Below are 23,898 nucleotides of genomic sequence, written 5' to 3'. Positions count from 1 at the left end.
AGTCTGAAAAATGATATGTAAGATTGAAATGTTGATTACATTTGATGAAGGTTTGGAGGGATAAAGAATGCGTGTAAACATTACACTTGCTTGCACCGAAACAGGTGACCGCAACTATATTACTACTAAAAATAAACGTAAGCATCCAGAACGTTTGGAGCTAAAAAAATATTCTCCACGTTTGCGTCGGCACACACTGCACCGCGAAACAAAATAACCCTACAGTATATCCGGCTTACTGGAACTGTATGTGTTACAAGACCCTCACCAAATTCGTTTGGCGGGGGTTTTTATCTGTTTTCTTTTAAACCATTTTCCTTTGAAGTTGGATTCCTCTCCAAATTAAAAATAGCTGGACAAATAAAAAGGGAGAAAGGATCCACCCGAAATTGTAGAAGCTACCAATGCGTTCTGTATTTGGTATGATGAAACCAAGCATGGAAACGTGTGAGTATGAAAGATGGGGGATGGGCTGGTAAATGAAAAAAAGTGAATGGAGAACAAGGGCTAAACAATTGCTGGAAGACATGCCTGCTGAACGAAGGGAAATGATAGAAGCAAAGTTGGCGGCTCATTTATTCGACTCGGTTTACTGGAAGAAGGCCAATACAATCGCATTGACCGTTTCCCAAAGTCATGAGTGGGATACCAGAGTGATTATCGAGAAGGCGTGGAAGGAAAGGAAAAACGTTTGTGTTCCGAAGTGTTATCCAAAAATACCGGAAATTGTGTTTTATCATTTGCAGTCCTACAATCAATTAGAGTGTGTTTATATTGATTTATGGGAACCAAATCCTGACGTTGCCAAATCTATCTCGAAGCAGCAAATTGACCTGGTCATTGTACCAGGCTTACTGTTTGATCGGCAAGGCTATCGGGTTGGCTATGGTGGTGGTTATTACGATCGTTTTTTATCCGATTTTTCAAATCCCACCCTCGCTTTGACAAGTAATGAACAGTTAATTGATGAGGTTCCAAGAGATGCTTATGATATAGCGGTTGATCATCTCATAACGGAAACCGGATTGATTTTTTAGAAGCATAAAAAGAGTCCTCCTAGAGCATGATAAGATCATCCAGCGAGAAAGGGTGTAGAACATGAGATCATTTCTGATTGCATGCTCGATAATTATCACAGCCGGTATGATTTTCCAAAAACGATTTAAAATACTTAACGCACTGCTAGCAGTCAATACACTGCGAAAGCTTGCTGTCACCGTGTCGATGAACATTCCGTATATCCGGTCAAAAATCATGCCTGCTATTTTGGGACGCTCAGCATCATAAGCTGAGCGTTTTTTTAAATTGTATAGGAAATGATAAATTTAACTGTCTGTGGATAATTATTGGCTGAAACAGCCACGTCCAGCTCCAGCGCCTACCCCCTCGGGGTCTTAAGCCCACCCTCTGTGTGGCAAAAAGCGCCACGCCGAGGCTGTTCTTAAGCTTGTCGGGGGCTCACACGATGTGGGTCCTGCAGGCGTTGCCACAGGACGTGGCGGCTCTAGCCTGTACTCCTTTAAACAGGCGCTTGCGCTTTTGTTCTGTCTAAGAAATTATACTCCCTGTGGGGTATTTGGAAGCTGATCTTCCCCCCAGGAGTGTCGCATTTTCCACTGCTTAAGATAGATCTCTGATTTTAGAGTGAAGAAGTACTAAAATATGTCTGATATGTGGTATTTAAGTTAATTAGCAGTATATATTTATTGCGTGAATTCAACCATTTTTTCATTAATTGCCTTTCTTTTATAATAAGTATCAGTAAGGAGACTAAATAGGCATAAAAATTCTTTTCAAGAGGTATAGGTAAAGCAGTCAGTCGGTGGAAAAGGGACAGTAGTATTTTAGTGGGGGACGAAAGGATTGCATGCCTGTTTTTTATCATTTAGACAGTCATACATGGTAAGATAAAAGGGAGAGGGAGTGGCATCATGTATGTGCAAGATGAATATTATTTTTTGAATTTAGCTCATGACTTGGTCCGTGACCATAACTATGAACTATTACATATTGATAAGGACAGTCAGGAGATTTGGCTCGAAAAGCAACAAAAAGATACATCGAATGTTATCCGGTTGTATCATAAAAGCTTTGATTGGGGGAATCATTTAAAAAATGATATGGCTCAGGTCATATATAAGGTGCAGAATTTGCGCAAGCTGCTTGGTGGCAAAAAAGTGAAAATACATGATGTTTATGTCGCGGCACAAGCCCCTGTCGATGATTGGGAGTCCTTGAAAAAACCGTTGCTTGTAAAGGATAAAAAGCCGACAGAAATGCATGTGTATTATTTGGACGAAAGGAACCGTACAAGTGAAAAGTATCGGTTATATGATAATTTGGGGCTTGATGATCGATCAATCGTACAGTCTGACAATGAAGAAGTAATGGAGCGCCAGTCTGACGAACTGAAAAACCTGCTAAAAACCCGCTTGGTTGAACAACAGCAGGCAGAACAGTCGGTCTTCCAGCACGGTAGACCTTTGTTCACTTATGTTTTACTCGCAATCAATGTCCTATTATTTTTTTTACTGGAACGTCACGGAAGCAGTCTAAATACACAAACATTGATCGACTTTGGAGCGAAGTACAACCCGGCAATTTTGCAAGGGGAGTGGTGGCGGATCATCTCCTCCATGTTCCTTCATATCGGTTTTGTCCATTTGCTCATGAATATGATTGCTTTGTTTTACTTGGGCACAGCAGTAGAAAGACTTTATGGAACTAGCCGGTTTGCGATTATCTACTTTTTGGCCGGCATAACAGGTGGGCTTGCCAGCTTTGCCTTTAACACGCAGGTGTCTGCCGGGGCATCTGGAGCGATCTTTGGTCTTTTCGGATCCCTGCTTTATTTCGGCGTGCTCTACAAAAGATTGTTTTTCCGGACGATGGGCTGGAATCTTCTGTTTATATTGGCTTTAAATATTGCTTTCGGTGTGATGATGCCACAAATTGACAATGGCGCACATATCGGTGGATTGCTGGGCGGGTTCCTAGCCTCTGCTGCCGTTTCTTTACCAAGGAAAAAGAAATGGTTGAATCAGATCGGTGGATTCTTGCTTTACCTTATAATGGCTGGCGGTTTGCTTTTCTATGGTATGCACTTTTCATCAGCTAATCTTCTCCAGCTTGCCCAGCAGTCTTTGGAGCAAGAAGAATACCACCGTACCTTAAACTATACGGAGCAAGGGCTTGAAGACGGGAAGGAATACCAGGCAGAGCTTTTGTTTTACCAGTCGCTGGCACATTTGAATTTGGATGAAAACGAAGCAGCAATCGATGATTTAGAGGAAAGCTTAGAAGTGAAACCGGATTTTGCCGAAGCACATTATAATTTGGCTCTGTTGTATGCCAGCCATGATCAATTCGAGAATGCGAAACAGCATGCAGAAAAAGCTTTGAGCCTGCAACCGGATAACGAAAATTTTGAAAATCTAGTTCAACGTTTGTCATCGAATGAAGGGTAGGCTTGCAACAGTTGCTGTTTCTCTTCGTTTTCGTCTTGATAAAGAACCATTAAATGGCTACCATCATTCGCAAATAAAAGTAGAGGGATAAACGTATTGATTGGATGCTTGTTATTCTGGCTGCCTGCAATTCCAAGGATATAATGTTTGTAAAGTCCTTCCCAAAGCTGTCCGATGACTTGTTGACTTTCCGTTTCTGTTAATCCCGGCAACGGCAGGTTTTCGTATTTTGCCAAGTCTGTTAGCGGAACGATGGTATACCTATCGATCGGAATATTAAAGTGATTGATCAGTTGGTTCCAATGGAAGCTGAGTTGCTGGCTGGTAGCTGTATCAAGGGTGTGCTTCCATTCTTCCTGATTTTTATTTAAAGGTTGATCAAAAGATTCCAAGGCTGTGTGAGGTGAATCAATCACATATAATTCATCAGAAGACATTGCCTGTATACTTTTAATTTTGTCGTCTGGATAATGTATTTCTCCATGATGAAAAGTGATCGCCTGGAAATGACTGCTGTCTTCCCCGTGAATAGAAGATTTTTGTTCGATGGTTTGTCCGTTTTCTTTCCATTTGCTAAGGATTCCTTTCAACTTTCCGTCTACATATAATAAGGAAACATCCTGTCGTAAATAAATAGGGGTTTCTAATTCTGAGACTTCCTGCCATTGTACACCATATTCATCTGTATCAATTTCAGACAAAATCTTCAGTTTTGTATGGTAAGAAGAAAAAGAAATCTTTTCATCCAACGGAAAATATTTAAGTACAGTTGTCTCCTTGTTGGCGAGAAAAAATAAGCCGGCAGCAAGGACGGCTGCAGTTAAAATAACTGGAATGAGCAACGTTTTTTTCATACAGTTTTCTCCTTTAACAGCTTGTCATTTGTTGCTTAATTGAATATATGTTCTGGACGCCAATTATATGAAGCGAAGCTGTTTGGATCTTTACAGGCAGGAGTTGTTCAAGCAGTGGATTTTTCTGTATGGTTCATACCTAAACGGTACAAGCTAACAGTATTAATGACTTTACCAAATAGGATGAGAACATGGACAACGAAACGAAAAAGGTACCAGTACATCGCAGTCTGGAAAAAAATGTTGATTACATGCGGGAACGCCTCGGTGTGGATAAAAGCTTTGATGTCATCCACATGGACTTAGAATACGCTGGAAAGAAAATGGCTTTATTTATGGTTGATGGCTTTGTCAAAGATGATATCCTTCACTTATTGATGAAGCTTCTATCCAGACTTAAGCCCGATCAGTTGGAGCCGGACCCACTGGAGAAGCTGCTTAAAACCCATTTGCCGTACATCGAGCTGGACAAGTCGGAGGATTTGGATGAAACAGTCGATACGGTACTGGCAGGGCCGACGGCATTGTTAGTAGAAGGGATCCGTTATGCCATCATCATTGATGCACGTACTTATCCAGTCAGAAGTCCGGATGAACCGGATTTGGAAAGAGTGGTAAGGGGATCGCGTGACGGTTATGTAGAAACCATAGTATTTAACACTGCTTTAACTAGAAGGAGAATCCGTGACCGTTCCCTGCGCATGGAATACTTAAGCATAGGCAGGAGGTCCAAAACAGATATTTGTTTGTGCTATTTAGATGATATTGCAGATAAAAGCAGAGTGGAAACATTAAAGAAGCACTTGAAAAAGATTGATACCGATGGTCTGCCGATGGCAGAGAAGACCATCGAAGAGTATTTATGCGGACGCCACTGGAATCCTTATCCGACTATACGATATACAGAACGGCCGGATACAGCAGCTGCCCATATATATGAGGGACATATTTTGGTGATCATCGACGGGTCGCCAAGTGTTATGATTACACCGGCTACCTTCTGGCATCATTTACAGCATGCTGAAGAGTACCGTCAGAAACCATTGGTAGGGGCATATCTGCGGATGGTCCGCTTTATTGCGGTGATAGCATCGATTTTTATTCTTCCATTATACTATTTACTTTCAACAAGGCCGGAATTACTGCCTAAGGCTCTCGCTTTTATCGGGCCTAATGAAGAAGGAGCAATACCACTCTTGATTCAGTTTTTAATCGCAGAAGCAGGAATAGACATGCTCCGGATGGCGGCTATCCATACTCCTACAGCGTTGGCGACTGCGCTTGGACTTGTCGCAGCCATATTGATTGGCCAAGTAGCTGTCGAAGTGGGGTTATTTTCTTACGAAGTGGTACTGTATCTAGCGGTAGCGGCGATCGGTACATTTGCTACTCCAAGTTACGAATTAAGCCTTGCCAACCGAATATTCCGGATTGTTCTACTTCTTGTAACAGCGATCTTTGGAGTAAAAGGATATGTTGCCGGGATTACGATTTGGATTTTTTATCTAGTGCGGATGGACTCTTTCCGAATCGGCTATCTATGGCCATTCTTTCCGTTTTCTGCCCGCCCGTTGCGAGATATTGTACTTCGCTCTCCGATCCCACTGAAAAACAGAAGACCTACATTCTTAAATCCACAGGATCCCGATCGATGATGAAGTATAGACCATCCAGCTTGTAGAGAAACCAACGTTTTTCTACAAGCTTTTTATTTGTCTCGAAATCACCCCATTCATTAAGTGTTTCTCTGCATAAACTGACAATTAGTGGTTAATCATTCCCAACCGGATAAAAGATTGGTATAATATTTCTTGGTGATTTAATATGAAAACGATTTATGATATCCAACAATATTTAAAAAAATTCGGTACTTTCATTTATTTAGGGGATAGAATTGCCGACCTGGATATGATGGAAGATGAAGTAAGGGAATTATACAAAGCGCAGTGCATGGAAACAAGGGATTTTCAATCGGCAATCCTGCTTTTGAAACAGGAGAAACAGAAGCTGATGGAGCAACGATAAGGGGGAAGCAGAATGGCAGAAAAATATGCTGTCGGCGTGGATATCGGCGGTACAACAGTGAAGCTGGCTATTATTAAAGAAACCGGCGACATTGTGGAAAAGTGGGAGATTAAAACCAACCTCGACAATAATGGTTCATCCATACCGGAGGACATATGGTCATCCGTTGAACAAAAATTAAAAACGATCGGCTTGCGGTCTTCGGATTTGATTGGAATCGGCGCAGGTGCCCCTGGGTTTGTCGACACAGATACTGGGGATGTAGCTGTTGCTGTCAATATCGGGTGGAAAGATTTTGCATTGGCCGAGAAGTTAGAAAAGTTGTCGGACTTGCCTGCCGTAGTGGATAATGATGCCAATATAGCGGCACTCGGAGAAAACTGGCTTGGAGCAGGAAACCAGGCGGAAAATTTAGTAGCTGTCACGATTGGGACAGGGGTCGGTGGCGGAATAATCGCAAACGGCCAGGTGATAAACGGAGTAAATGGTACAGCGGGGGAAATCGGACACATTACGGTAGAAACAGACGGTGCCCCTTGCAATTGTGGCCGTAAAGGTTGTTTGGAAACCGTTGCATCTGCAACCGGCATTGCCAGACAGGCTGAGCAATATATAGAATCGGACCAGGAGACAATACTAGCAACGGTGTACAAAGAGAATGGGAACGTTACCGCCAAGGATGTATTTGAGTCGGCTGCAGCTGGAGATAAAGCCTCTGAAGCGATTATTGACCGAGTAACGGATGTTTTGGGACTGGCTATCGCCAACTCGGCTACTGTGGTTAATCCTTCCAAAATCGTGATTGGAGGAGGGGTGTCCAAAGCGGGTGAACAGCTCCTCATCCCACTCCGTAAAGCTTTTGACAAATACGCATTGCCACGGATCAGTGAAGCTGCTGAGTTTGTCACCGCTAAACTGGGAAATGATGCAGGGGTTATCGGTGCAGCCTATTTGGTCACACAGGGAAGGAAAGGATAAACGTTTTACTCATTAGAGAAAAAATAAGCCTCAAGAGGGTTTATTTTTTTGGCAATGTCTATTAAAATATAGAAATATTAAAAAGACGTAATTTTTTTCTAAAAAAATGAAACCTTCTCTTAGGAGGGCACGTCTTATAATTAGTGTTTATTTATTACAGATGGTGGAATATAATTTAATAATGTAAAGTGCATGTAAATTAATCATGGATTGTTATCAAACTATGAAAATAGAGTTTTGCTGTTAGGAGGAAGAAAGCATGTCTAAGAAACTGTTTAATATACCGTTGTATATTATTGCAACCGTACTATTTGGTTTAAAGACGTATATTGTATATCGATTTATATTTGAAATATCGCTTGATAATTGGATGCAGGAATTCATCCTGTTTGTGAACCCTTTCGCTTCTGCATTTTTGGTGTTTACATTGAGCGTATGGTTCAAAGAAAGAAGACAAATGAAGTTCTTGCGCTATGCCGCGCTGATCGGGACACTGATTATTTACTTTAACTTGATTTTCTACCGGAATTTCACCGATTTTATCACTATCCCTGTTTTATTTCAGGGAAGCAATGCGGCAGACTTAGGGTCAAGTTTTATGTCACTTGTCCACCTTCCGGATTTGCTATTGTTTCTTGATGTAGCCATCATCTGGGTACTGAGCAGAAAGTATCCTTCCGTAATATCGGCAGGGTATCATAAACGAGGCAAAACACTTGCACTCAGTGTTTCTCTTTTATTCTTGCTGTTTAACTACACACTTGCTGAAATTGAGCGCCCGCAGTTGTTACAGCGGACATTCGACCGGGAATATTTGGTGAAAAACATCGGGTTGTTCAACTATCATATCTATGATGCAGTATTACAATCCAAGACGAAGGCTCAGCGAGTTTTCGCCGATGGCAATGAAATGCCGGAAATCACAGAATATGTTGATGAGCAAGTTCAAAACAAAGAGAAGTCCGATATGTTTGGGGTAGCTAAAGGAAAAAACGTTATTTTTATCTCGCTTGAGTCGGTACAAAGTTTCGTCATCAATAATAAAGTGAATGGAGAGGAAATCACGCCGTTCCTGAACGATTTGATTGATGATAGTTATTATTTTGAAAACTTTTACCACCAAACCGAGCAGGGTAAAACCTCTGACTCTGAATTCTTGATTGAAAACTCTTTGTATCCTTTGTCCAGGGGTGCAGTATTCTTTACACACGGTCAGAACGAATACCATGCGTCACCGGAAATTTTAGGGAACAACGGTTATTTCACCTCCGTTTTCCATGCCAACAATAAAAGTTTCTGGAATCGCGATGTTATGTATGACAGTCTTGGCTATGACAAATTTTTCGATGTTGATTCGTATGAAGTGACAGAAGATAACTCGATTGGCTGGGGATTAAAAGATAAACCATTCTTCGAACAATCGATGAAATATCTTCAATCGCAGAAACAGCCGTTTTATTCCAAGTTCATTACGTTAACCAACCACTATCCGTTTGATTTGGAAGAGGAAGACGCTTCGATTGATCAATATGACTCAAATTCGAAGACATTAAACCAGTATTTCCCGACAGTGCGTTACACGGATGAAGCTGTAGAGCAGTTCTTCAAGGATTTGAAAGAATCTGGCTTGTATGAAGACTCCGTTATCGTATTAATGGGTGACCACTATGGTATTAGTGAATTCCATAACAAAGCGATGGGACAGTATCTTGGCAAAGAAATCACGCCTTACGAGCACGTTCAGTTGCAGCGTGTACCGCTCTTCATTCATATTCCTGGTGAAGAAGGCGGCGTTATTTCGGAAGTTGCTGGTCAAATCGATGTGAAGCCGACGATTTTAAGCCTGTTGGGCATTGAAAGTGACGACGATATTACCTTTGGAACAGATTTGTTTGCCAAAGACCGTAAAGAGTTTATCGCGTTGCGTAATGGAGATTACATCAGTGATGATTACATCTATACAAAGGGTCAATGCTATGATCGTAAATCTGGTGAACTTCTTGAATCCGAACCTACTGGATTGGAACAACAGCAAGAGGATGGAGCCGAAGGCTTATGTGAACCTATAAAAGAAAAAGTAGATAAAGAATTATCCTATTCCGATAAAATTATTTACGGAGACTTGTTCCGTTTCTATGATTTTAACGACGAACAAGACGAACAAAATGATCAAGTAGAACAATAAGAAAAAGCATTCCCATCTGAATGGGGATGCTTTTTTATACATTGCAAGATATGGTTTTACCGATCTATACTGAATGCAGTGGTGTCGCTGTCGTGATAAGGGCTCGTGCAGGGTGCAAAAATACACTCATTCCCTACCGTTTAAGAAAATCGTTATAAAATAAGAAATTTTACAGTCGTTCATGTATCCTTTTCATGTCGGGTAAATTGAGAGGTGAACAATTTCAGTGGTCAAAGCAAAAATTTTATGGCAGCAAGCGGTCAAAAAGATTCTGTAGTTTGAAGTATTGCAACGGAAAAAAAAACTCCTGTGGACAAACGGGCGATCGAGACCTAACAGCGGGCTTTGTGAGGAGGCTAACTAGAGGCGCCGTCCGGTAAAGCGGGTTTATTTCCCTCTGCAGCTTGAGCAAATCGTCATTTTTATAGAATAAGCCTTTCGATAAAGAGACCGTGGAGTGAAAATGACACCACCTCTTTTAATAGAGAACCAGTAAAGATAAACGTGAAAAGAAGCAGGGGAAAGAAAAATCCCTTGTCCAAAAGGGCAAGGGATTTAATCATTATAGCTTCTTCAATCTGGTTATACGTTTTGAAACAATTCTGCCCAAACCGTCATAATGGAAAACCATCCGAACACTAAAGTAGATAATCCGGCAAATAGAACAGCAAACATATTTTTAGCTTTCAATTCACGTAATACAGCAACAGCACATAAAATAGCTACAATCAATAACAGGATTGCCAATACCACTATCGATAACCTCCTTGAATTCCCGAAGTAGCTTCAGGAACAATCAATATTAATATGTAGTAGATATAATCTCCTCATACATTTTAAAACAAATTAAATGATTTGTCGAGATATACACGGACGATTTATACTGTTTTTAGAAGGAGTGGTAACATGAAGATAGAGAAAATGCCCCTTGGCCCGTTAGGCACTAATTGCTACCTTGTCATTAAAGACAAGGACGCCATGGTTGTAGATCCGGGAGGAGACGCCGATAAACTAAACGCGTACCTGGAAGAGGCAAATATAAAACCGATTGCCATATTGCTGACACATGCACACTTTGACCATATTGGTGCTGTAGAAGACGTACGGAACAGGTATCAGATTCCTGTTTTTGTGCATCATGCAGAGGCTGACTGGCTGTCCAATCCGAATCTGAATGGTTCAGCTTTGTTCCGTATGGAGCCGATATCCGCCGGGCCTGCTGATAGGTATGTAAAGAGCGGTGAGATGTCCATCGGCCCCTTCTCGTTCAACGTACTGGAAACCCCCGGTCATTCTCCGGGTGGGGTGGCTTTCGTTTTTCCAAAGGAAAAATGGGTCATTTCAGGCGATTCCTTGTTTCAACGAGGAATCGGGAGAACCGACTTGCCTGGAGGGGACTTTGAAGTATTGGTAGAAACAATTAAAAGTAAATTGTTCAGCTTGCCTGATGACTATACTGTTTACCCGGGACATGGTCCAGAAACGGTAATCGGCGATGAAAAGGTACATAACCAATTTGTCGGTTGAGCATATGGTGGGAATCAGTGAAAAGCAAAAAGCTCTGGCCTTCTTTGAAAAGGTCCAGAGCTTCATGTTTTTAGTGCCCAAATCCGGGAACGAGTATGAAGTTCGTATAATAGGTAAAACCAATAAAGAACAGGGTGCAATAGCCACCGAATAAGTACATGTACATGCGTTCAGAGAGCTTCAAGTAGCTTACAGCAATAAAGAAAACTGTCTGAGCAAGGAACAAAACAGCGAGGCTTTCCATATCACCTATATAAAACATGACTGTGAAAATACCCGTCCAAAAAGCAAGAACGCGATACATTCTATCCATACTTTTCCCCTCCTTTTCAAGGTTATGTATCATGGTTATTATAAACGAGTATGGTAAGATTGTAAATCAATCTTATCATTTCCGGGAGAGAAGGGAAATAATATCATCATGCGAAAACAAACTGGGCTAGCTGGATTCGAACCAGCGAATCACGGGATCAAAACCCGCTGCCTTACCGCTTGGCTATAGCCCAATGTTTGTACACTGTTAGGATGGATGGATAGGGTGTAAATTATACGTCTATTCACCAAAAATTAATGCAAAAAGATTAAAGAGCAATCCAACTAGGAAAGCAGGAAAAAAACAACAGAAGGAGAAGCGGCACATCGACTGTTTTTTTGGAGAAGGAGACTGTCAGAACTTTGGTGTGAATGGTCGGTTCTTTTTGTTTCAGAAAGCAATGAAAAATGTACGTACTGCAAATGGATGGATGATAAAGTTGAAAGATCGCCCCACAGTGATCATCTACTTGTGGGGGGATCTTCATCATAAAACGAGCGATCCAGTATTTCAACTACACGCAATAACGGCATCCACATCGTACGATTTTAGCAGGTGCCGTAATAGGGTTTCCTACCAAGGCAGTACGTATAAAAAATTTGATCATGGTGAGTCTAGTTTGAAGTTAACCAATTTGTTGACGGTTGTACCGCTGTTGGTTTCCATGGTAAAGGTCGCTGTGAAGACTCCATCTATTATTTGTTCACAGCGAATGGTAGTAGTGCCAGATGGATATGTGTATTTCCAAGGAGCAGGGCAGCTTTTATCCCAAGCATGCTGCTCGGTTTGTAGTTGTTCTTTCCCCATTTGCAGAAGTGTATCCAACTTGAGCTGTTCATAATACTGGTAAGTTTCCAACTGCTGATTATGGAGGAGAGCAACCGCGCTGATCAATGTCATAATGACAACAACGGAGGCAAAGGCTACATATGGGAATATAAAACCGTGCTGATTGATTTTTTCTTGTTTAAGGATAACGAATGATTTTTTCATATTGTTCTCCTCCACCCATCACCACGGTCATTTTTAAGCCAAATGGCAGCAGTTCTGTCGAAAAATCGGATACATTTCGCAGCAATATTTCATGTCCTTCTCCAGATACTTGTCTTCGTAATAGGTCCTCATACTGGCTAATCGAGATAATGGAACCCTCTTCAGATTCAAATAATAGGTCGTTTCCTTCTACTCGCATTTCCACAGATTGTTCCGACTGATCAGCTAGAAATTGAAAGGCAAGTCTTACGGCTTGTTCCTGATAATGGTTCTCCGTGGGAAGCGATTGATAAAATATACCGACACAGGGAAGAACCATTAATAAGATAGCTAATCCGAACAGAAGCGAAATGAGTGTAAATCCCTTACTGTTTTGCGGGATAAGCATATAGACAAACTTCATGATCTTCCTGTTTAGCATACTTCCATTTCGCACATCCTTTCGTTAAATCGGTTTCTTTGACGAATGTGTACGTCACCTTCACTCCCATCCAGGTTTCCTGGTAATTTTGTTGTTCCGGATTTTCCTGGTGTTTTCCATAAGCGATTTCAATTAAATCATCATGAAGCTGCGATAGCACTTGCCTTTTTATCAATAATTGATGATCCTCCAATTTGATTTGAAGGAAGCTTGGCAGGAGCGTGACAGAAACCATGAGAAAAAGAGAGAAAACCGCCAATGCTTCGACGGTGGTAAATCCGCTACAATTCCTCATAGTAGTGCCTCCCTTTACCGAGCGGAAAAACCACTTTGTATCGCCTTTTGTTTGTATGAATGATCATAGTTCCCGGTTGTTTTATGGTTCCTTTGGAATTAAAGGAAAGTGGCATTTTAAGTGTTCTCAACTCAATATTCCAGCTTTTCGGTATTTTTCTGGATAAAATAATTCTAGCTGTACCGCCTGTGCGAATGGTGTATTCGTGACCTTCCGGATCGAGGTAAAGGGCATTTCTTTCGGAAGACAGCATTGCTGATTGCTGCAGGTAAATGAGGTCGCTGTCGAATAGCTGAAAGAAATCGTTTGTCTCTTGTTTCTCAAATAGGTGCAAGGGGAGCGTGGTACCCACAGCTGTAAGTACAACGATACAACTTAATACAACCATCACTTCGATGAAGGTAAAGCCTCCTGCTTTCATGGTGAGACAATCTCAACCTCTCCAGTTGGTGAAAGTTGAATTTGTTTCGCTCCGTTGGCGCACGTATCTGTTTTTAAGTAATTTTCATTCAACAGTTGAGAAATAGAGTCTGGTTCGCTTCCGTGATCCAAAACATAGGCTTGTATTTGGCTGGAGGCCATTTCTGCGAGTGCAGTACAGCCTTTTGTCTGGACCTCTTCGTTCTTTTCGGCAAGATTAGGCAATATGAGGATTAACAGAATGGAAATAATCGTTAAAACGATTAACATCTCAATTAACGTGAAACCTTCTTCGTTTTTCATAATAGTCTCCTTTTTGTCAGATTGAATTTATCAACTGGAACATCGGCATCATAATCGATAAGTAGACAAAAATTATCAACCCTGCGAGTAGACAAAATGTAAGCGGCTGGATCAAGGCAATCATCTTTTTCCATTTATCCTCTAGACTTTCGATTAAAAAATCAGCGTAAATCAATAAATCATGCTCCAATTCTTTGGCATTGTTATTTTTTTGAAAAATACTGAAAAGCTCTGTTTCAAAAAGGGGTAGGTTTGGAAGGACAGTGGCAATATGGATCCCACGATTGAGATTCTCTGTAATGATCATCGCATAGTGGGCGAGTATTGGATGGTGGCTTTGGTTTTGCATAATGATCAGGGCGTCTTTCAATGGCACGGTACTCTTCAAAAGAGCTCCTAAGTGTATGGCAAACAGAAATGTAGTTTTCATTCGCTGAAATCCGTACCACAAAGGAACTTTTTGAAGTATCCTTATGTGCAAATCAATCGGTATCCGGGCCTTCCACAATAGCCAAACAGGGACAAAAAGGAGTGCGGCTGCAGCCATGCATGCGGAGAACGTAAACAGAAAGTCGACGAATAAAATGGAATAGGTGGTGATTGCTGGTGTATCACCTGATACAGAGAGGACCATCTGTGTAAAAGCTGGATAAACAGAAGTCTTGATGAAATAGAGCAACACAGTAAAAAATCCAATCAGGATAAAAGGGTATCGGGAAGTTTTTTGAAACTGTTCGAATTGAGCAAGCTGTTTCTCCATTGTCTCTGAACAGTGGTGAAGCATGGATTCTAGATCGCCATTTTTTCTGGCAAAATATAAATAGGAAATGATATTCTGATGGAAATGCGCTTGTTCGAATGCCTTGTCGATACTCTTTCCATCGGCCAAAGAACGAGAAATGGAACAGGACGCACGCTTTAATTTTGGGTCCCACTCCAGCATCAGAAGGGAATCCATCAATGAGTAACCCCCCTTAATCAGCCTGCTGAGGCGTTGCAGCAGGACAAGCTGTTCTTTGGTGGATAATTTCATCCTACTGTTAGAAACCAACGTCGAAAATTGTTTGATCAGCATAACCATATGCGTACGCTTTCCTCCTTAGTCGGGAAAATGTAGCAAAAGCAGGGGAATGATAGGGATTGTGACCGCTTATTGCCTCGGCCAGGATAGCGTTTTCCAGTAATTCCAGCACGGCTGTACGGTTGTTGCCAGAACCGGGCAGTTGGATCGGCAACAACTGAAGAGCACAGACGCCAAGTAAAACCTGGTGAAGATCATTCTCGTTGATTTCCATGTCAAGCAGCCGTTTGATTGTGCCATAGGCATCCTTGGCGTGAAGTGTGGATAAAACGAGATGACCTGTAAAAGCAGCTTGGACGGCAATTTGGGCTGTTCCCTTATCACGGATTTCTCCTATCATAAGAATGTCTGGATCATGCCGCAACACGGCCTTTAGACCTGTTTGAAAGGTGATGCCTGCTTTTTCATTCACCTGAACTTGGATAGCTTTGTTCAAGTTCTTTTCAATTGGATCTTCGAGTGTGATCACTTGAGGGGAGAATTTATCAAGCAAGGATTGTAACAAGGCATAAAGTGTAGTAGTCTTCCCGCTTCCGGTGGGCCCAGTCAGGAGGATGATTCCAGAGCTGGCTGAAACCAACCTGTACAGCTTTGTTAACTGCCAAGGGAACAATAACAACCGTTCGAGAGGAGGGGTGTCCGTTTGGGGAAGAATACGCACGGCCAAACTTTCAGAATGATTTACTGGGAGTGTGGACAAGCGAAGGGAATAGGACGGACCACTGTCAATCGTAAACGGGATGGTGCCACTTTGCGGCTTACGGACTTCTCCTATATCCATTCCTGAGGTAAACTTATAGTAACTGAGTATTTGTTTATAGTGTCTAACTGGTATTTTGCTGAAGAGGCTACGTTCGCCTCTTATGCGAAAGAAAATTTCGGTGTCAATTGCAGAGGGGAGGAAGTGGATGTCGGAGGCATGGGCTGAAATGGCAGCCGCAAGCAATTTTTCAGAGAAGGTGACAGCGATGGTCACTTCTTTAATCACCTCACTTTCATTTAGGATAAAGATTATTTCGACGAATATCGTTTTTTTCCTGCAATTAAATAAAAAATTTTTAGGAAATCCAGGGGGAGAGGAAGTATGAAAGCAATTTATCTTATTGGCTTTATGGGCAGCGGTAAATCAAGTGTATTACGTTTGGTGGCTGAGAAAATGGCTATACCGGGACTGGATACAGATCAGCAGATCGAGCAAACAACCAGACAGACAATCCCTGAAATTTTTAAGTCCCAGGGGGAAACGGTTTTCCGTGAGAAGGAAACCGATACATTGATGAAAATGCCCAAAACGGATGCTGTGGTAGCAACGGGTGGCGGTATCGTGGAGTCCGAGGTGAATAGGAGCTGGCTGAAGGAAAATGTTTTCGTTGTTTATCTGCACACTTCGTTAGCTGAAATTGAGCGCAGATTAGGAAAGGATGAATCACGTCCGCTCTGGAAAAAACACGATAAAACTGCACTATATGAGCGTAGAATGGAAAAATACCGCCAAACAGCTGACAGTCTGATTAAAACGGATGGAAAAAGCCCCGAACAGGTGGCCGAGGAAATATACCAGCTTATAAGAAAGGAAAATACGGACATGCTAGGAATATAAGAAAATATAGAGGTGAATAAAGTGTCCGGAAACGATTATGTAAAGTTCATGACACAGGAAATCGTGAAGTACATGGATACACCGCATGACCAACGGAAAAAGAAAAAACAGTACAGCAAGAGAGAGCGCAACGAAGTTTCTGATCATTGGCTGGGTTTACTTCCGTTTGCTTTTCGTTTGCTCATGAAAAAGAAAAAGTAACAGGCTGTTTTTTGACGGTCTGTTACTTTTTTAGTGGATACATTGTTTTGAAGAGGAAATGTCAAAACGGCCCTGGATGAAAATAGTGCGTTTTTTATGTTCTTCGCCCAAGAGAAAGTCCTGCTTTTCTATGAAGTTTTAGTAGTTGCTCTACCCTCGGGATTCTCACGTCTTCTCCCCGGATTTGAATTAAGTGTTCAAATAGTAGGGAAAAGAAACGTAAAAACAGTTTTCGGATAATTTTCCTTTCCCGCTCATCAGGAAATATAACATTTTTCCGCGAGAGCAATGCGTATGATTTAATTACTTGAACGAGCAACGTTTGAACTGTCCTGGGTCAGGTAAAAAAGGCCGCCGTTGATAATGTCAATGGAAATCCGAGGGCGGAATCTGCTTTCGATTTCGCTTAGTGCCTGCTGTAACTCTTTCTGTTTTTCCTCATCTGTCTGGTCTTGCTTATAGAAATGCTCAAGCAGTTTTCCTTCGGCATAAAGATGGTCCCATGATTCCTTCGCCCACGTATAATCCTTTGTCCGAAGGTAATCCTGCACATAGCGAATCAATCGCTGATAGGCGCTTTTGTTGTGAATCAACGGAGAAATTGTATAACAATAATCAGGTATGACTGGCTGTAGGTTTAACTTGGATAGCTTCTCCATCATTGGACTAACCAGCGTTCCGTTAATCAATTGCAATCCATAAGACAATAATTCGTCCTTTTTATGCTTTCCTTGATAACTGACTTTTATGTTCAAAACCAGCCAGGGAATCAGCGGCTGACGGTGCATCGATCCAGTTTGTTCATACTGTCTGGTTATCTTTCCTTGTTTCGATAAAGTACGGAAAATTTGATGCAACCTGGGACTGCCGAAATGCACCCATTCACCTTGTTCATTTTGTCTGTCTGGATTTGTTATAAACGTAATTTTCATCGGCTGGCCTTGTTGGCCGATTTGTTTGATGTAGTGCCAGTAAAACGGCCGATTCATAATCAGTTCATCCATTTTATCTGTCAGCTGAATGGTCACTTTTCCATTGTCGTTTTCCAGTAATTCGCATTGATTGGCCAGAAAGTAGTCGGTAAGAAATTTATGAAGATTCTCGATTGCCATCCCAATCCTCCTGTTCTTGTAATTGGTCTTGTCGCAAAGAGATAACGGAAGAGAGGTTGTCCAGTTTGATTTTGGCTTCTCCTTCTGTTTCTGATTCCCTGAAGATTGTCTGAATTTCCTGCTCGACGTCTTTTATATCCAATTCGGCAAGAATGTCATCGAGATTGCCTACCACCCGTTCAAACAAGTGGATTTTTTCATACAATAAGTTCAGCACATGTTCTTCCATCGTGTTGCGGAGCGCGAAGTTGTATATATGGACATCCTGCTGCTGACCGAATCGGTGGATTCTTCCGATTCGTTGTTCCAAACGCATGGGATTCCAAGGTAAGTCATAATTTATCATGTTATTGCAAAATTGAAGGTTGATCCCTTCACCGCCGGCTTCAGTGGCAATCAAAACCTGCGCATGTTTTTGAAAAAGCTGCTTCATCCAATCTTTTTTGCCACGTTTAAAACCGCCCCGATACGGTACGGAAGAGATGCCGTGCTGCTGTAAGTACCACTGCAAGTACAACTGGGTTGCCCGGTATTCCGTGAAAATGATGAATTTCTCATCTGTATTTCCGATTAGTTCAACCACCTTATCGGCCTTGGCATGGTGTGGCAGCCCTTCTATTATTTTCAGAAAATCCTGATACGCTTCCCGATTGGCGACCTGCTTTTCCTGCTGCAGCATTTTTTTAATGGATAAATAACAAGCTTCCCGAGAAGAGCACAATTCTCTTGTCAAAGTGATAGAAGAAAACGTATCTGCTTTACTGGTAATGGATGTTAACTGATTGTAAGCCTGTTGTTCGGCTTCGCTAAAAGTGATCCAGACTGTCTGGACTTTACGCTCTGTCCAGTCGACCTTTGTATCTTGTCTTCGGTTCCGTACCATCACTTTTTGAATAAGCTGCTTGAGATGCTCGTCGTTAAATAAATTGTTACGGTCTTTTCCGTATGTGGCAGTGAAGTCTTCATAATTACCAAGGTGTCCAGGTTTTAGAATCGAGACAAGGTTGAAAATGTCACTAAGTTTGTTTTGTACTGGTGTTGCAGTCAGAAGCAAGCAGTATTTCTTCTTCAAGGCACGAACGAACTCATAGTTTTTGGTTTTGTGGTTTTTGAGTTTGTGAGCTTCATCTATTAAGATGAAATCGTATTCCTGTTCTAGAATAATATCGCGGTGTGGCTGGCGTTTGGCTGTATCCATCGAGCTCACAATGATACTGTTCTGGTCCCACACCGGCCGTTTTCCTTGGGATACGGCAGGTATATAGAATTTTTGGCTGAGTTCCAGCACCCACTGATTTACGAGGGAAGCGGGTACAAGAATCAGTGCTTTTTTAACCAAACCCCTGATCATGTATTCTTTTAAAATCAATCCGGCTTCAATTGTTTTACCCAAACCGACCTCATCTGCCAACAATCCCCTCCCGTTCATTTCTTCGATAATCTGCCTGGCGCAGTCCAGCTGATGCGGCAAAAACTCCATATGTGGTAGATGTTTAGGAGCGGTCAACCCAGTAAATTCAGGTGTCAGGGTCGTTTGTGCTGCACGATAGGACATCTGAAACAGTTGCCAGGAAGAAAACGGTCCATCTTGTTGTAATGCGGATTCAAATTCTTCTATGAAAGCATTATCATTGTTTAGCTGAATGTTCATCTCGTTTCCCCTTTCAAAAATAGTGAAAAATTCTTCCCATACCAGCTGATTGCTATGGTATAATGATGCTGAATTTAAAAAAGTGTAAACATTATGACATAATCATCCTGGTTGCAGCATCATCCTTATTATGTCCGTATACGGTTAATTTAATATAGCGAATGAATATAAGAGGAGAGACTATCTGCGAAGATAGCGCCGAAGGAGCAAACAAAATGTGAATCTCTCAGGCAAAAAGACTCTTATAGGACGCAGCTCTGGAGAGTGTTTACGCATGTAAACCACCTAAGAAGCAAGCCAATCGAAATGGCGAAACTTTCTGGTGAAAGGACAGAGATTTTCCTGCTTGGGAGAATCTCTGTCCTTTTATGTTTGGTTTGCTGTGGTGTCTGCCGGCAGCCAGTGTTTCATTGTTGTAGTTATGGATGATTATTTAGAAGGAGTTGATAGAATGGCAGAATTAAAAAGAACCCCTTTATTTCCGGAATATGAAAAAAGCGGAGCCAAAACCGTCGATTTTGGTGGTTGGGAAATGCCAGTACAATTTACCGGGATTAAGAAGGAGCATGAGGCCACAAGAACGGCGGCTGGACTCTTTGACGTTTCCCATATGGGAGAGATTCTTGTAGAAGGCCGGGATGCGGAGCGTTTTTTGCAGAAACTTTTAACAAATGATGTATACAAGCTCACCCCGAAACGAGCACAGTACACGATGATGTGTTATCCGGATGGAGGAACGGTTGATGATTTGATTGTTTACCAGCTGGCTGAGCAGAAGTATCTGCTTGTGGTCAATGCCGCAAACAGAAGTAAGGACTATGACTGGCTTCAACAACACAAAGTGGATGGGGTGGCCGTCAAGGATGTATCAGACCAGTATGTCCAATTGGCTGTCCAAGGACCGAAAGCAGAAACAATTTTGCAAAAAATGACGAATGCTGACCTCTCCTCCATACGTTTTTTCCGCTTTGAAATGGATGTACCATTTACCGATGTAAAAGGTACAGCAATCGTGGCACGTACTGGATATACAGGGGAAGACGGATTTGAAATATACATAGAACCCGAGGCTGGCGTACAGCTATGGAGAAGACTGCTTGAAGAAGGTGCATCAGATGGCCTCCAGCCAGTCGGGCTCGGAGCACGGGATACTCTTCGTTTTGAAGCGAATCTTGCACTCTACGGGCAGGAACTTTCCCCGGAAATAACCCCCATTGAAGCTGGTCTCGGCTTTGCTGTCAAGACCGAGAAAGAGGCTGATTTCATCGGGAAAGATGTCCTGAAAAAGCAAAAAGAGAATGGCCCGCCAAGAAAATTGGTAGGAATAGAAATGATTGATAAAGGGATTCCCCGTACCAGCTACAAAGTGTACGCAGGGGAAGAGGAAATCGGATTTATCACAACAGGTACCCAGTCGCCGACTTTAAAGAAAAACATCGGGCTTGCTTTAATTCGGGCGAATCATGCAACGCAGGGAGAAGAGGTTTTTGTGCAGGTGCGAAAACGTCTGTTGAAAGCCAAAGTAGTTCCGACACCATTTTATAAAAGATCTTAAAAACATCGCTAAGGGGGAAAAACAATGGAGTTTCGCTATTTACCGATGACCGATGAAGATAAGCAGGAAATGCTGCGCACGATCGGTGTCGAATCAACAGAAGCATTATTTTCGGATGTGCCTGAAAAAGTGCGCTTTCATGGTGAATTGGATATAAAAGAACCGACCAATGAACCAGCACTCCTCAAGGAGCTGGCTGGTTTATCAAAGCAAAATGTCAGCTTAAAGTCGCATGTTTCCTTTCTAGGTGCAGGTGTCTATGACCATTACATTCCGTCAATCGTCGATCACGTTATCTCCCGATCAGAATTTTATACAGCATACACTCCTTACCAGCCGGAAATTTCTCAAGGAGAATTGCAGGCCATTTTTGAATTTCAGACAATGATTTGTGAATTAACGGGGATGGATGTAGCCAACTCCTCTATGTATGATGGTCCCACTGCTCTTGCAGAAGCGGCAAATCTGAGTGCGTCACAGACCAAACGTCAGAAGATCATTGTTGCAAATACAGTTCATCCCGAGTCCAGGCAGGTGATTGCTTCTTATGCAAAAGGTCCAGGACTCGAAATAGTAGAGATCGGCCACAAGGAAGGCATGATGGACTTAGAAGCCTTGAAGGCAGAAATGGACGATAACACGGCAGGTGTCATTGTACAGTATCCGAACTTCTTTGGACAAATAGAGCCGCTTGCCGAGCTGCAGCAGTTGTTAGAAAACGAGAAAGCGATGTTCATTGTTTCCAGTAATCCTTTGGCTTTGGGATACTTGACCCCGCCTGCAGCTTTTGGAGCAGATATTGTCGTAGGGGATACGCAAGTATTTGGAATTCCAGCTCAATTCGGGGGTCCGCATTGTGGCTATTTTGCAACAACAAAGAAACTGATGCGGAAAGTTCCCGGGCGGCTGGTTGGTCAAACCACTGATGAAGACGGCCAGCGTGGTTTTGTGCTCACCTTACAGGCAAGAGAACAGCATATCCGCAGGGACAAGGCGACTTCTAATATTTGCTCCAATCAGGCTTTGAATGCTCTTGCTTCTTCTGTAGCGATGAGTTCTTTAGGAAAGCAAGGCATCAAAAAGATGGCATGGCTTAATATGCAGAAGGCCAGGTACTTACGTCAACAGCTTAAAGAGCAGGGAGTGGAGAGTGTTTTTACAGGACCGTTCTTCAATGAACTGGTTGTCGACATCCAGATGCCTGTATCAAAAATGAACGAACGCCTGCTTAACAAGGGCTTTATAGGCGGATATGACCTGGCGAAGACATACCCTGAACTTGCTACTCATATGCTGGTAGCAGTCACAGAGAATCGGAGCAAAGAAGAAATCGATGCCTTCGCAAAAGAAATGGGGGATATTCATGGATAAACGAGATTTTCCTTTGATTTTTGAACATAGCAAGCCTGGGAGAACAAGCTACAGCCTACCGGAATTAGAAATCGAGGAATTCGACCTGAAAGAGGAAATGGATCCTGTTTATATTCGCGAGGAGGCACCGGATCTTCCAGAAGTAAGTGAACTGCAGATTATCCGCCATTATACCGCTTTATCAAAAAGGAACCATGGAGTGGATTCGGGATTTTATCCATTAGGTTCTTGCACGATGAAGTATAATCCGAAGATGAACGAGGACGTCGCACGGTTGGAAGGGTTCAGTCATATCCATCCATACCAGGACACGAAAACTGTCCAGGGTGCTTTGAAAATGATGTATGACTTGCAAACGTCTCTAGCAGCTATCACAGGCATGCATGAAGTGACGCTGCAGCCTGCAGCAGGAGCTCAGGGAGAATGGACCGGGCTGATGATGATCAGGGCATATCATGAGGCAAACGGAGATCGGAATCGCACGAAAGTCATCGTACCTGATTCTGCACATGGAACCAATCCTGCATCAGCTACTGTCGCCGGTTTTGACGCGGTAACAGTAAAATCCAACGAACGGGGAACCGTGGATTTAGACGATCTAAAACGCGTAGTCGGCGAGGATACGGCTGCGTTGATGCTGACCAATCCAAATACGCTTGGTTTATTTGAAGAAAACATTTTGGAAATGGCAGAAATCGTTCATCAGGCTGGCGGCAAGCTTTATTATGACGGTGCCAACCTCAATGCCATTATGGGCTATGCGCGACCGGGGGATATGGGATTTGATGTCGTTCACTTAAACCTTCATAAAACCTTTACAGGACCTCATGGAGGGGGAGGACCGGGCTCCGGACCGGTAGGAGTGAGTGAGGAATTGGCTAGGTTTTTACCGAAGCCGATTTTGACAGAAGCAAGTGGCGAATACTATTTTGACGAAGATAGACCAGATTCCATCGGGAGAGTGAAGCCTTATTTCGGCAATTTCGGGATTAATTTGCGGGCTTACACGTATATCCGTACGATGGGAGCAGAAGGATTGAAGAAGGTTAGCGAATTTGCCGTTTTAAACGCAAATTACATGATGAGGCGTTTGCAAGAGGAATATGACCTGCCTTACACCCAGCACTGTAAGCATGAGTTCGTCCTTTCTGGAAAACGTCAGAAAAAAATGGGGGTACGTACGCTTGATATTGCAAAACGCTTGTTGGATTTTGGATATCATCCTCCGACGATTTACTTTCCGCTGAACGTGGAAGAAGCGCTGATGGTAGAACCTACCGAAACAGAATCTAAAGAAACACTGGATGGATTTATTGATACGATGATCCAAATATCCAATGAAGCAAAGGACGACCCGGAACTTGTCCAGGAAGCGCCTTATCATACGGTAGTGAAGCGAATGGATGAAACCACAGCGGCCAGAAAACCAGTTCTCCGTTACTATAGGGAATCATAAAAAGAAAGCGGCCAGTCCGAAAAATTCGGGCAGGCCGCTTTCTTTTTTTGTCTAGCTCCAGCAGCACCTACCCCGTCGAGGTCTTAAGCC

General features: G+C 42.5%; 26 protein-coding genes, 1 tRNA gene and 2 riboswitches. Of the genes, 14 read left to right on the top strand and 13 right to left on the bottom strand.

Annotated elements, in window-relative coordinates:
• The first annotated feature begins 67 nt into the window (after nt 1–67).
• The 4 genes from rpmG (at nt 68) to ERJ70_RS11355 (ending at nt 3,467) form a co-directional block, all read left to right on the top strand.
• Nucleotides 68–217 (top strand): 50S ribosomal protein L33, encoded by a 150-nt coding sequence (rpmG, locus tag ERJ70_RS11370; protein ID WP_026771167.1) that lies wholly within the window; start codon nt 68–70, stop codon nt 215–217.
• Between the two features lie 262 nt (nt 218–479).
• Nucleotides 480–1,037 carry a 5-formyltetrahydrofolate cyclo-ligase gene (locus ERJ70_RS11365; RefSeq protein WP_209365000.1) on the top strand — a complete coding sequence of 186 codons (558 nt, stop codon included), beginning with the start codon at nt 480–482 and terminating at the stop codon, nt 1,035–1,037.
• 61 nt (nt 1,038–1,098) lie between these two features.
• The gene (gene yqgO, locus ERJ70_RS11360) at nt 1,099–1,287 is read left to right on the top strand and encodes a protein YqgO (RefSeq protein ID WP_209364999.1); all 189 of its coding nucleotides are present in this window, start codon (nt 1,099–1,101) and stop codon (nt 1,285–1,287) included.
• A 644-nt stretch (nt 1,288–1,931) separates the two neighbouring features.
• Nucleotides 1,932–3,467, top strand: coding sequence for a rhomboid family intramembrane serine protease (locus ERJ70_RS11355; protein ID WP_209364998.1), 1,536 nt, complete (start codon nt 1,932–1,934; stop codon nt 3,465–3,467).
• Here the strand turns inward: ERJ70_RS11355 and ERJ70_RS11350 are convergent.
• Complete coding sequence (locus ERJ70_RS11350; protein ID WP_209364997.1) at nt 3,440–4,321, bottom strand: hypothetical protein; 882 nt, start codon at nt 4,319–4,321, stop codon at nt 3,440–3,442. The two genes, ERJ70_RS11355 and ERJ70_RS11350, sit on opposite strands and share 28 nt — an antisense overlap.
• 191 nt (nt 4,322–4,512) lie before the next feature.
• On the opposite strand from ERJ70_RS11350, the gene ERJ70_RS11345 reads away from it, so the two are divergent.
• The 4 genes from ERJ70_RS11345 to ERJ70_RS11330 all read left to right on the top strand — a co-directional run bounded on the left by ERJ70_RS11345 (nt 4,513) and on the right by ERJ70_RS11330 (nt 9,509).
• Nucleotides 4,513–5,976 carry a spore germination protein gene (locus ERJ70_RS11345; RefSeq protein WP_209364996.1) on the top strand — a complete coding sequence of 488 codons (1,464 nt, stop codon included), beginning with the start codon at nt 4,513–4,515 and terminating at the stop codon, nt 5,974–5,976.
• A 169-nt stretch (nt 5,977–6,145) separates the two neighbouring features.
• Entirely contained in the window at nt 6,146–6,346 is a 201-nt protein-coding gene (locus tag ERJ70_RS11340) for a YqgQ family protein (protein ID WP_209364995.1), read from the top strand.
• Nucleotides 6,347–6,358: 12 nt separating this feature from the next.
• On the top strand, nt 6,359–7,324 hold the full coding sequence (locus ERJ70_RS11335; protein WP_209364994.1) for an ROK family glucokinase: 966 nt from the start codon (nt 6,359–6,361) through the stop codon (nt 7,322–7,324).
• 259 nt (nt 7,325–7,583) lie between these two features.
• Nucleotides 7,584–9,509, top strand: coding sequence for an LTA synthase family protein (locus ERJ70_RS11330; protein WP_209364993.1), 1,926 nt, complete (start codon nt 7,584–7,586; stop codon nt 9,507–9,509).
• Nucleotides 9,510–10,091: 582 nt separating this feature from the next.
• Here ERJ70_RS11330 and ERJ70_RS11325 read toward each other — a convergent pair.
• Nucleotides 10,092–10,262, bottom strand: a complete 171-nt coding sequence (locus ERJ70_RS11325; RefSeq protein WP_209364992.1) for a DUF2759 domain-containing protein — start codon at nt 10,260–10,262, stop codon at nt 10,092–10,094.
• Nucleotides 10,263–10,415: 153 nt separating this feature from the next.
• Here ERJ70_RS11325 and ERJ70_RS11320 point away from each other — a divergent pair, with 153 nt between their 5' ends.
• The gene (locus tag ERJ70_RS11320; protein ID WP_209364991.1) at nt 10,416–11,036 is read left to right on the top strand and encodes an MBL fold metallo-hydrolase; all 621 of its coding nucleotides are present in this window, start codon (nt 10,416–10,418) and stop codon (nt 11,034–11,036) included.
• Nucleotides 11,037–11,106: 70 nt separating this feature from the next.
• On the opposite strand, the gene ERJ70_RS11315 is transcribed toward ERJ70_RS11320, so the two are convergent.
• The 9 genes from ERJ70_RS11315 to comGA all read right to left on the bottom strand — a co-directional run bounded on the left by ERJ70_RS11315 (nt 11,107) and on the right by comGA (nt 15,838).
• Nucleotides 11,107–11,349 carry a DUF2626 domain-containing protein gene (locus ERJ70_RS11315; protein ID WP_209364990.1) on the bottom strand — a complete coding sequence of 81 codons (243 nt, stop codon included), beginning with the start codon at nt 11,347–11,349 and terminating at the stop codon, nt 11,107–11,109.
• A gap of 121 nt (nt 11,350–11,470) precedes the next feature.
• Nucleotides 11,471–11,542, bottom strand: a tRNA-Gln gene (locus ERJ70_RS11310).
• Nucleotides 11,543–11,952: 410 nt separating this feature from the next.
• Complete coding sequence (locus tag ERJ70_RS11305; protein ID WP_209364989.1) at nt 11,953–12,342, bottom strand: hypothetical protein; 390 nt, start codon at nt 12,340–12,342, stop codon at nt 11,953–11,955.
• Nucleotides 12,317–12,745, bottom strand: a complete 429-nt coding sequence (locus tag ERJ70_RS11300; RefSeq protein ID WP_209364988.1) for a ComGF family competence protein — start codon at nt 12,743–12,745, stop codon at nt 12,317–12,319. The genes ERJ70_RS11305 and ERJ70_RS11300 overlap by 26 nt, the downstream gene beginning before the upstream one ends.
• Complete coding sequence (locus ERJ70_RS11295) at nt 12,708–13,058, bottom strand: type II secretion system GspH family protein (protein ID WP_209364987.1); 351 nt, start codon at nt 13,056–13,058, stop codon at nt 12,708–12,710. The genes ERJ70_RS11300 and ERJ70_RS11295 overlap by 38 nt, the downstream gene beginning before the upstream one ends.
• Nucleotides 13,045–13,479 carry a competence type IV pilus minor pilin ComGD gene (gene comGD, locus ERJ70_RS11290; RefSeq protein ID WP_209364986.1) on the bottom strand — a complete coding sequence of 145 codons (435 nt, stop codon included), beginning with the start codon at nt 13,477–13,479 and terminating at the stop codon, nt 13,045–13,047. Before comGD ends, ERJ70_RS11295 begins: the two co-directional genes overlap by 14 nt.
• Nucleotides 13,476–13,781, bottom strand: coding sequence for a competence type IV pilus major pilin ComGC (gene comGC / locus ERJ70_RS11285; RefSeq protein ID WP_209364985.1), 306 nt, complete (start codon nt 13,779–13,781; stop codon nt 13,476–13,478). The genes comGD and comGC overlap by 4 nt, the downstream gene beginning before the upstream one ends.
• Nucleotides 13,782–13,797: 16 nt before the next feature.
• Nucleotides 13,798–14,814 carry a competence type IV pilus assembly protein ComGB gene (gene comGB, locus ERJ70_RS11280; RefSeq protein ID WP_256439094.1) on the bottom strand — a complete coding sequence of 339 codons (1,017 nt, stop codon included), beginning with the start codon at nt 14,812–14,814 and terminating at the stop codon, nt 13,798–13,800.
• A gap of 7 nt (nt 14,815–14,821) precedes the next feature.
• Nucleotides 14,822–15,838 carry a competence type IV pilus ATPase ComGA gene (comGA, locus tag ERJ70_RS11275; protein WP_209364983.1) on the bottom strand — a complete coding sequence of 339 codons (1,017 nt, stop codon included), beginning with the start codon at nt 15,836–15,838 and terminating at the stop codon, nt 14,822–14,824.
• A 108-nt stretch (nt 15,839–15,946) separates the two neighbouring features.
• On the opposite strand from comGA, the gene ERJ70_RS11270 reads away from it, so the two are divergent.
• A complete protein-coding gene (locus ERJ70_RS11270) occupies nt 15,947–16,462 on the top strand; it encodes a shikimate kinase (RefSeq protein ID WP_209364982.1) in 516 nt (171 codons plus the stop codon).
• 21 nt (nt 16,463–16,483) lie between these two features.
• The gene (locus ERJ70_RS11265) at nt 16,484–16,663 is read left to right on the top strand and encodes a YqzE family protein (protein WP_209364981.1); all 180 of its coding nucleotides are present in this window, start codon (nt 16,484–16,486) and stop codon (nt 16,661–16,663) included.
• A gap of 299 nt (nt 16,664–16,962) precedes the next feature.
• Here ERJ70_RS11265 and ERJ70_RS11260 read toward each other — a convergent pair whose 3' ends face one another.
• A complete protein-coding gene (locus ERJ70_RS11260; RefSeq protein WP_209364980.1) occupies nt 16,963–17,775 on the bottom strand; it encodes a YqhG family protein in 813 nt (270 codons plus the stop codon).
• Entirely contained in the window at nt 17,753–19,426 is a 1,674-nt protein-coding gene (locus ERJ70_RS11255) for a DEAD/DEAH box helicase (RefSeq protein WP_209364979.1), read from the bottom strand. The genes ERJ70_RS11260 and ERJ70_RS11255 overlap by 23 nt, the downstream gene beginning before the upstream one ends.
• 161 nt (nt 19,427–19,587) lie before the next feature.
• Nucleotides 19,588–19,678: riboswitch (glycine riboswitch) on the top strand.
• A 3-nt stretch (nt 19,679–19,681) separates the two neighbouring features.
• Nucleotides 19,682–19,762: riboswitch (glycine riboswitch) on the top strand.
• A gap of 115 nt (nt 19,763–19,877) precedes the next feature.
• Between ERJ70_RS11255 and gcvT the strand changes: the two genes are divergently transcribed.
• Genes gcvT through gcvPB form a run of 3 tightly spaced genes read left to right on the top strand, consistent with a single transcriptional unit; the run spans nt 19,878 to nt 23,808 of the window.
• Nucleotides 19,878–20,981 carry a glycine cleavage system aminomethyltransferase GcvT gene (gene gcvT, locus ERJ70_RS11250; RefSeq protein WP_209364978.1) on the top strand — a complete coding sequence of 368 codons (1,104 nt, stop codon included), beginning with the start codon at nt 19,878–19,880 and terminating at the stop codon, nt 20,979–20,981.
• A 24-nt stretch (nt 20,982–21,005) separates the two neighbouring features.
• Nucleotides 21,006–22,352 carry an aminomethyl-transferring glycine dehydrogenase subunit GcvPA gene (gene gcvPA / locus ERJ70_RS11245; protein WP_209364977.1) on the top strand — a complete coding sequence of 449 codons (1,347 nt, stop codon included), beginning with the start codon at nt 21,006–21,008 and terminating at the stop codon, nt 22,350–22,352.
• Nucleotides 22,345–23,808, top strand: coding sequence for an aminomethyl-transferring glycine dehydrogenase subunit GcvPB (gene gcvPB / locus ERJ70_RS11240; RefSeq protein ID WP_209364976.1), 1,464 nt, complete (start codon nt 22,345–22,347; stop codon nt 23,806–23,808). The genes gcvPA and gcvPB overlap by 8 nt, the downstream gene beginning before the upstream one ends.
• The last annotated feature ends 90 nt before the right edge of the window (nt 23,809–23,898 follow it).

The sequence above is a fragment of the Sediminibacillus dalangtanensis genome (assembly GCF_017792025.1).
GTDB classification, from domain to species: Bacteria; Bacillota; Bacilli; order Bacillales; family Amphibacillaceae; genus Sediminibacillus; species Sediminibacillus dalangtanensis.
The sequence above is the reverse complement of the archived record's forward strand: the minus strand, read 5'-3'. Positions and strand labels throughout refer to the sequence as shown.

Bases quoted from the DNA above. Each gene is read 5' to 3' on its own strand.
- rpmG (WP_026771167.1), top strand. From the start codon at position 68: ATGCGTGTAAACATTACACTTGCTTGCACCGAAACAGGTGACCGCAAC.
- ERJ70_RS11365 (WP_209365000.1), top strand. From the start codon at position 480: ATGAAAAAAAGTGAATGGAGAACAAGGGCTAAACAATTGCTGGAAGAC.
- yqgO (WP_209364999.1), top strand. From the start codon at position 1,099: ATGAGATCATTTCTGATTGCATGCTCGATAATTATCACAGCCGGTATG.
- ERJ70_RS11355 (WP_209364998.1), top strand. From the start codon at position 1,932: ATGTATGTGCAAGATGAATATTATTTTTTGAATTTAGCTCATGACTTG.
- ERJ70_RS11350 (WP_209364997.1), bottom strand. From the start codon at position 4,321: ATGAAAAAAACGTTGCTCATTCCAGTTATTTTAACTGCAGCCGTCCTT.
- ERJ70_RS11345 (WP_209364996.1), top strand. From the start codon at position 4,513: ATGGACAACGAAACGAAAAAGGTACCAGTACATCGCAGTCTGGAAAAA.
- ERJ70_RS11340 (WP_209364995.1), top strand. From the start codon at position 6,146: ATGAAAACGATTTATGATATCCAACAATATTTAAAAAAATTCGGTACT.
- ERJ70_RS11335 (WP_209364994.1), top strand. From the start codon at position 6,359: ATGGCAGAAAAATATGCTGTCGGCGTGGATATCGGCGGTACAACAGTG.
- ERJ70_RS11330 (WP_209364993.1), top strand. From the start codon at position 7,584: ATGTCTAAGAAACTGTTTAATATACCGTTGTATATTATTGCAACCGTA.
- ERJ70_RS11320 (WP_209364991.1), top strand. From the start codon at position 10,416: ATGAAGATAGAGAAAATGCCCCTTGGCCCGTTAGGCACTAATTGCTAC.
- ERJ70_RS11315 (WP_209364990.1), bottom strand. From the start codon at position 11,349: ATGGATAGAATGTATCGCGTTCTTGCTTTTTGGACGGGTATTTTCACA.
- ERJ70_RS11305 (WP_209364989.1), bottom strand. From the start codon at position 12,342: ATGAAAAAATCATTCGTTATCCTTAAACAAGAAAAAATCAATCAGCAC.
- ERJ70_RS11300 (WP_209364988.1), bottom strand. From the start codon at position 12,745: ATGAAGTTTGTCTATATGCTTATCCCGCAAAACAGTAAGGGATTTACA.
- ERJ70_RS11295 (WP_209364987.1), bottom strand. From the start codon at position 13,058: ATGAGGAATTGTAGCGGATTTACCACCGTCGAAGCATTGGCGGTTTTC.
- comGD (WP_209364986.1), bottom strand. From the start codon at position 13,479: ATGAAAGCAGGAGGCTTTACCTTCATCGAAGTGATGGTTGTATTAAGT.
- comGC (WP_209364985.1), bottom strand. From the start codon at position 13,781: ATGAAAAACGAAGAAGGTTTCACGTTAATTGAGATGTTAATCGTTTTA.
- comGB (WP_256439094.1), bottom strand. From the start codon at position 14,814: ATGAAATTATCCACCAAAGAACAGCTTGTCCTGCTGCAACGCCTCAGC.
- ERJ70_RS11270 (WP_209364982.1), top strand. From the start codon at position 15,947: ATGAAAGCAATTTATCTTATTGGCTTTATGGGCAGCGGTAAATCAAGT.
- ERJ70_RS11260 (WP_209364980.1), bottom strand. From the start codon at position 17,775: ATGGCAATCGAGAATCTTCATAAATTTCTTACCGACTACTTTCTGGCC.
- ERJ70_RS11255 (WP_209364979.1), bottom strand. From the start codon at position 19,426: ATGAACATTCAGCTAAACAATGATAATGCTTTCATAGAAGAATTTGAA.
- gcvT (WP_209364978.1), top strand. From the start codon at position 19,878: ATGGCAGAATTAAAAAGAACCCCTTTATTTCCGGAATATGAAAAAAGC.
- gcvPA (WP_209364977.1), top strand. From the start codon at position 21,006: ATGGAGTTTCGCTATTTACCGATGACCGATGAAGATAAGCAGGAAATG.
- gcvPB (WP_209364976.1), top strand. From the start codon at position 22,345: ATGGATAAACGAGATTTTCCTTTGATTTTTGAACATAGCAAGCCTGGG.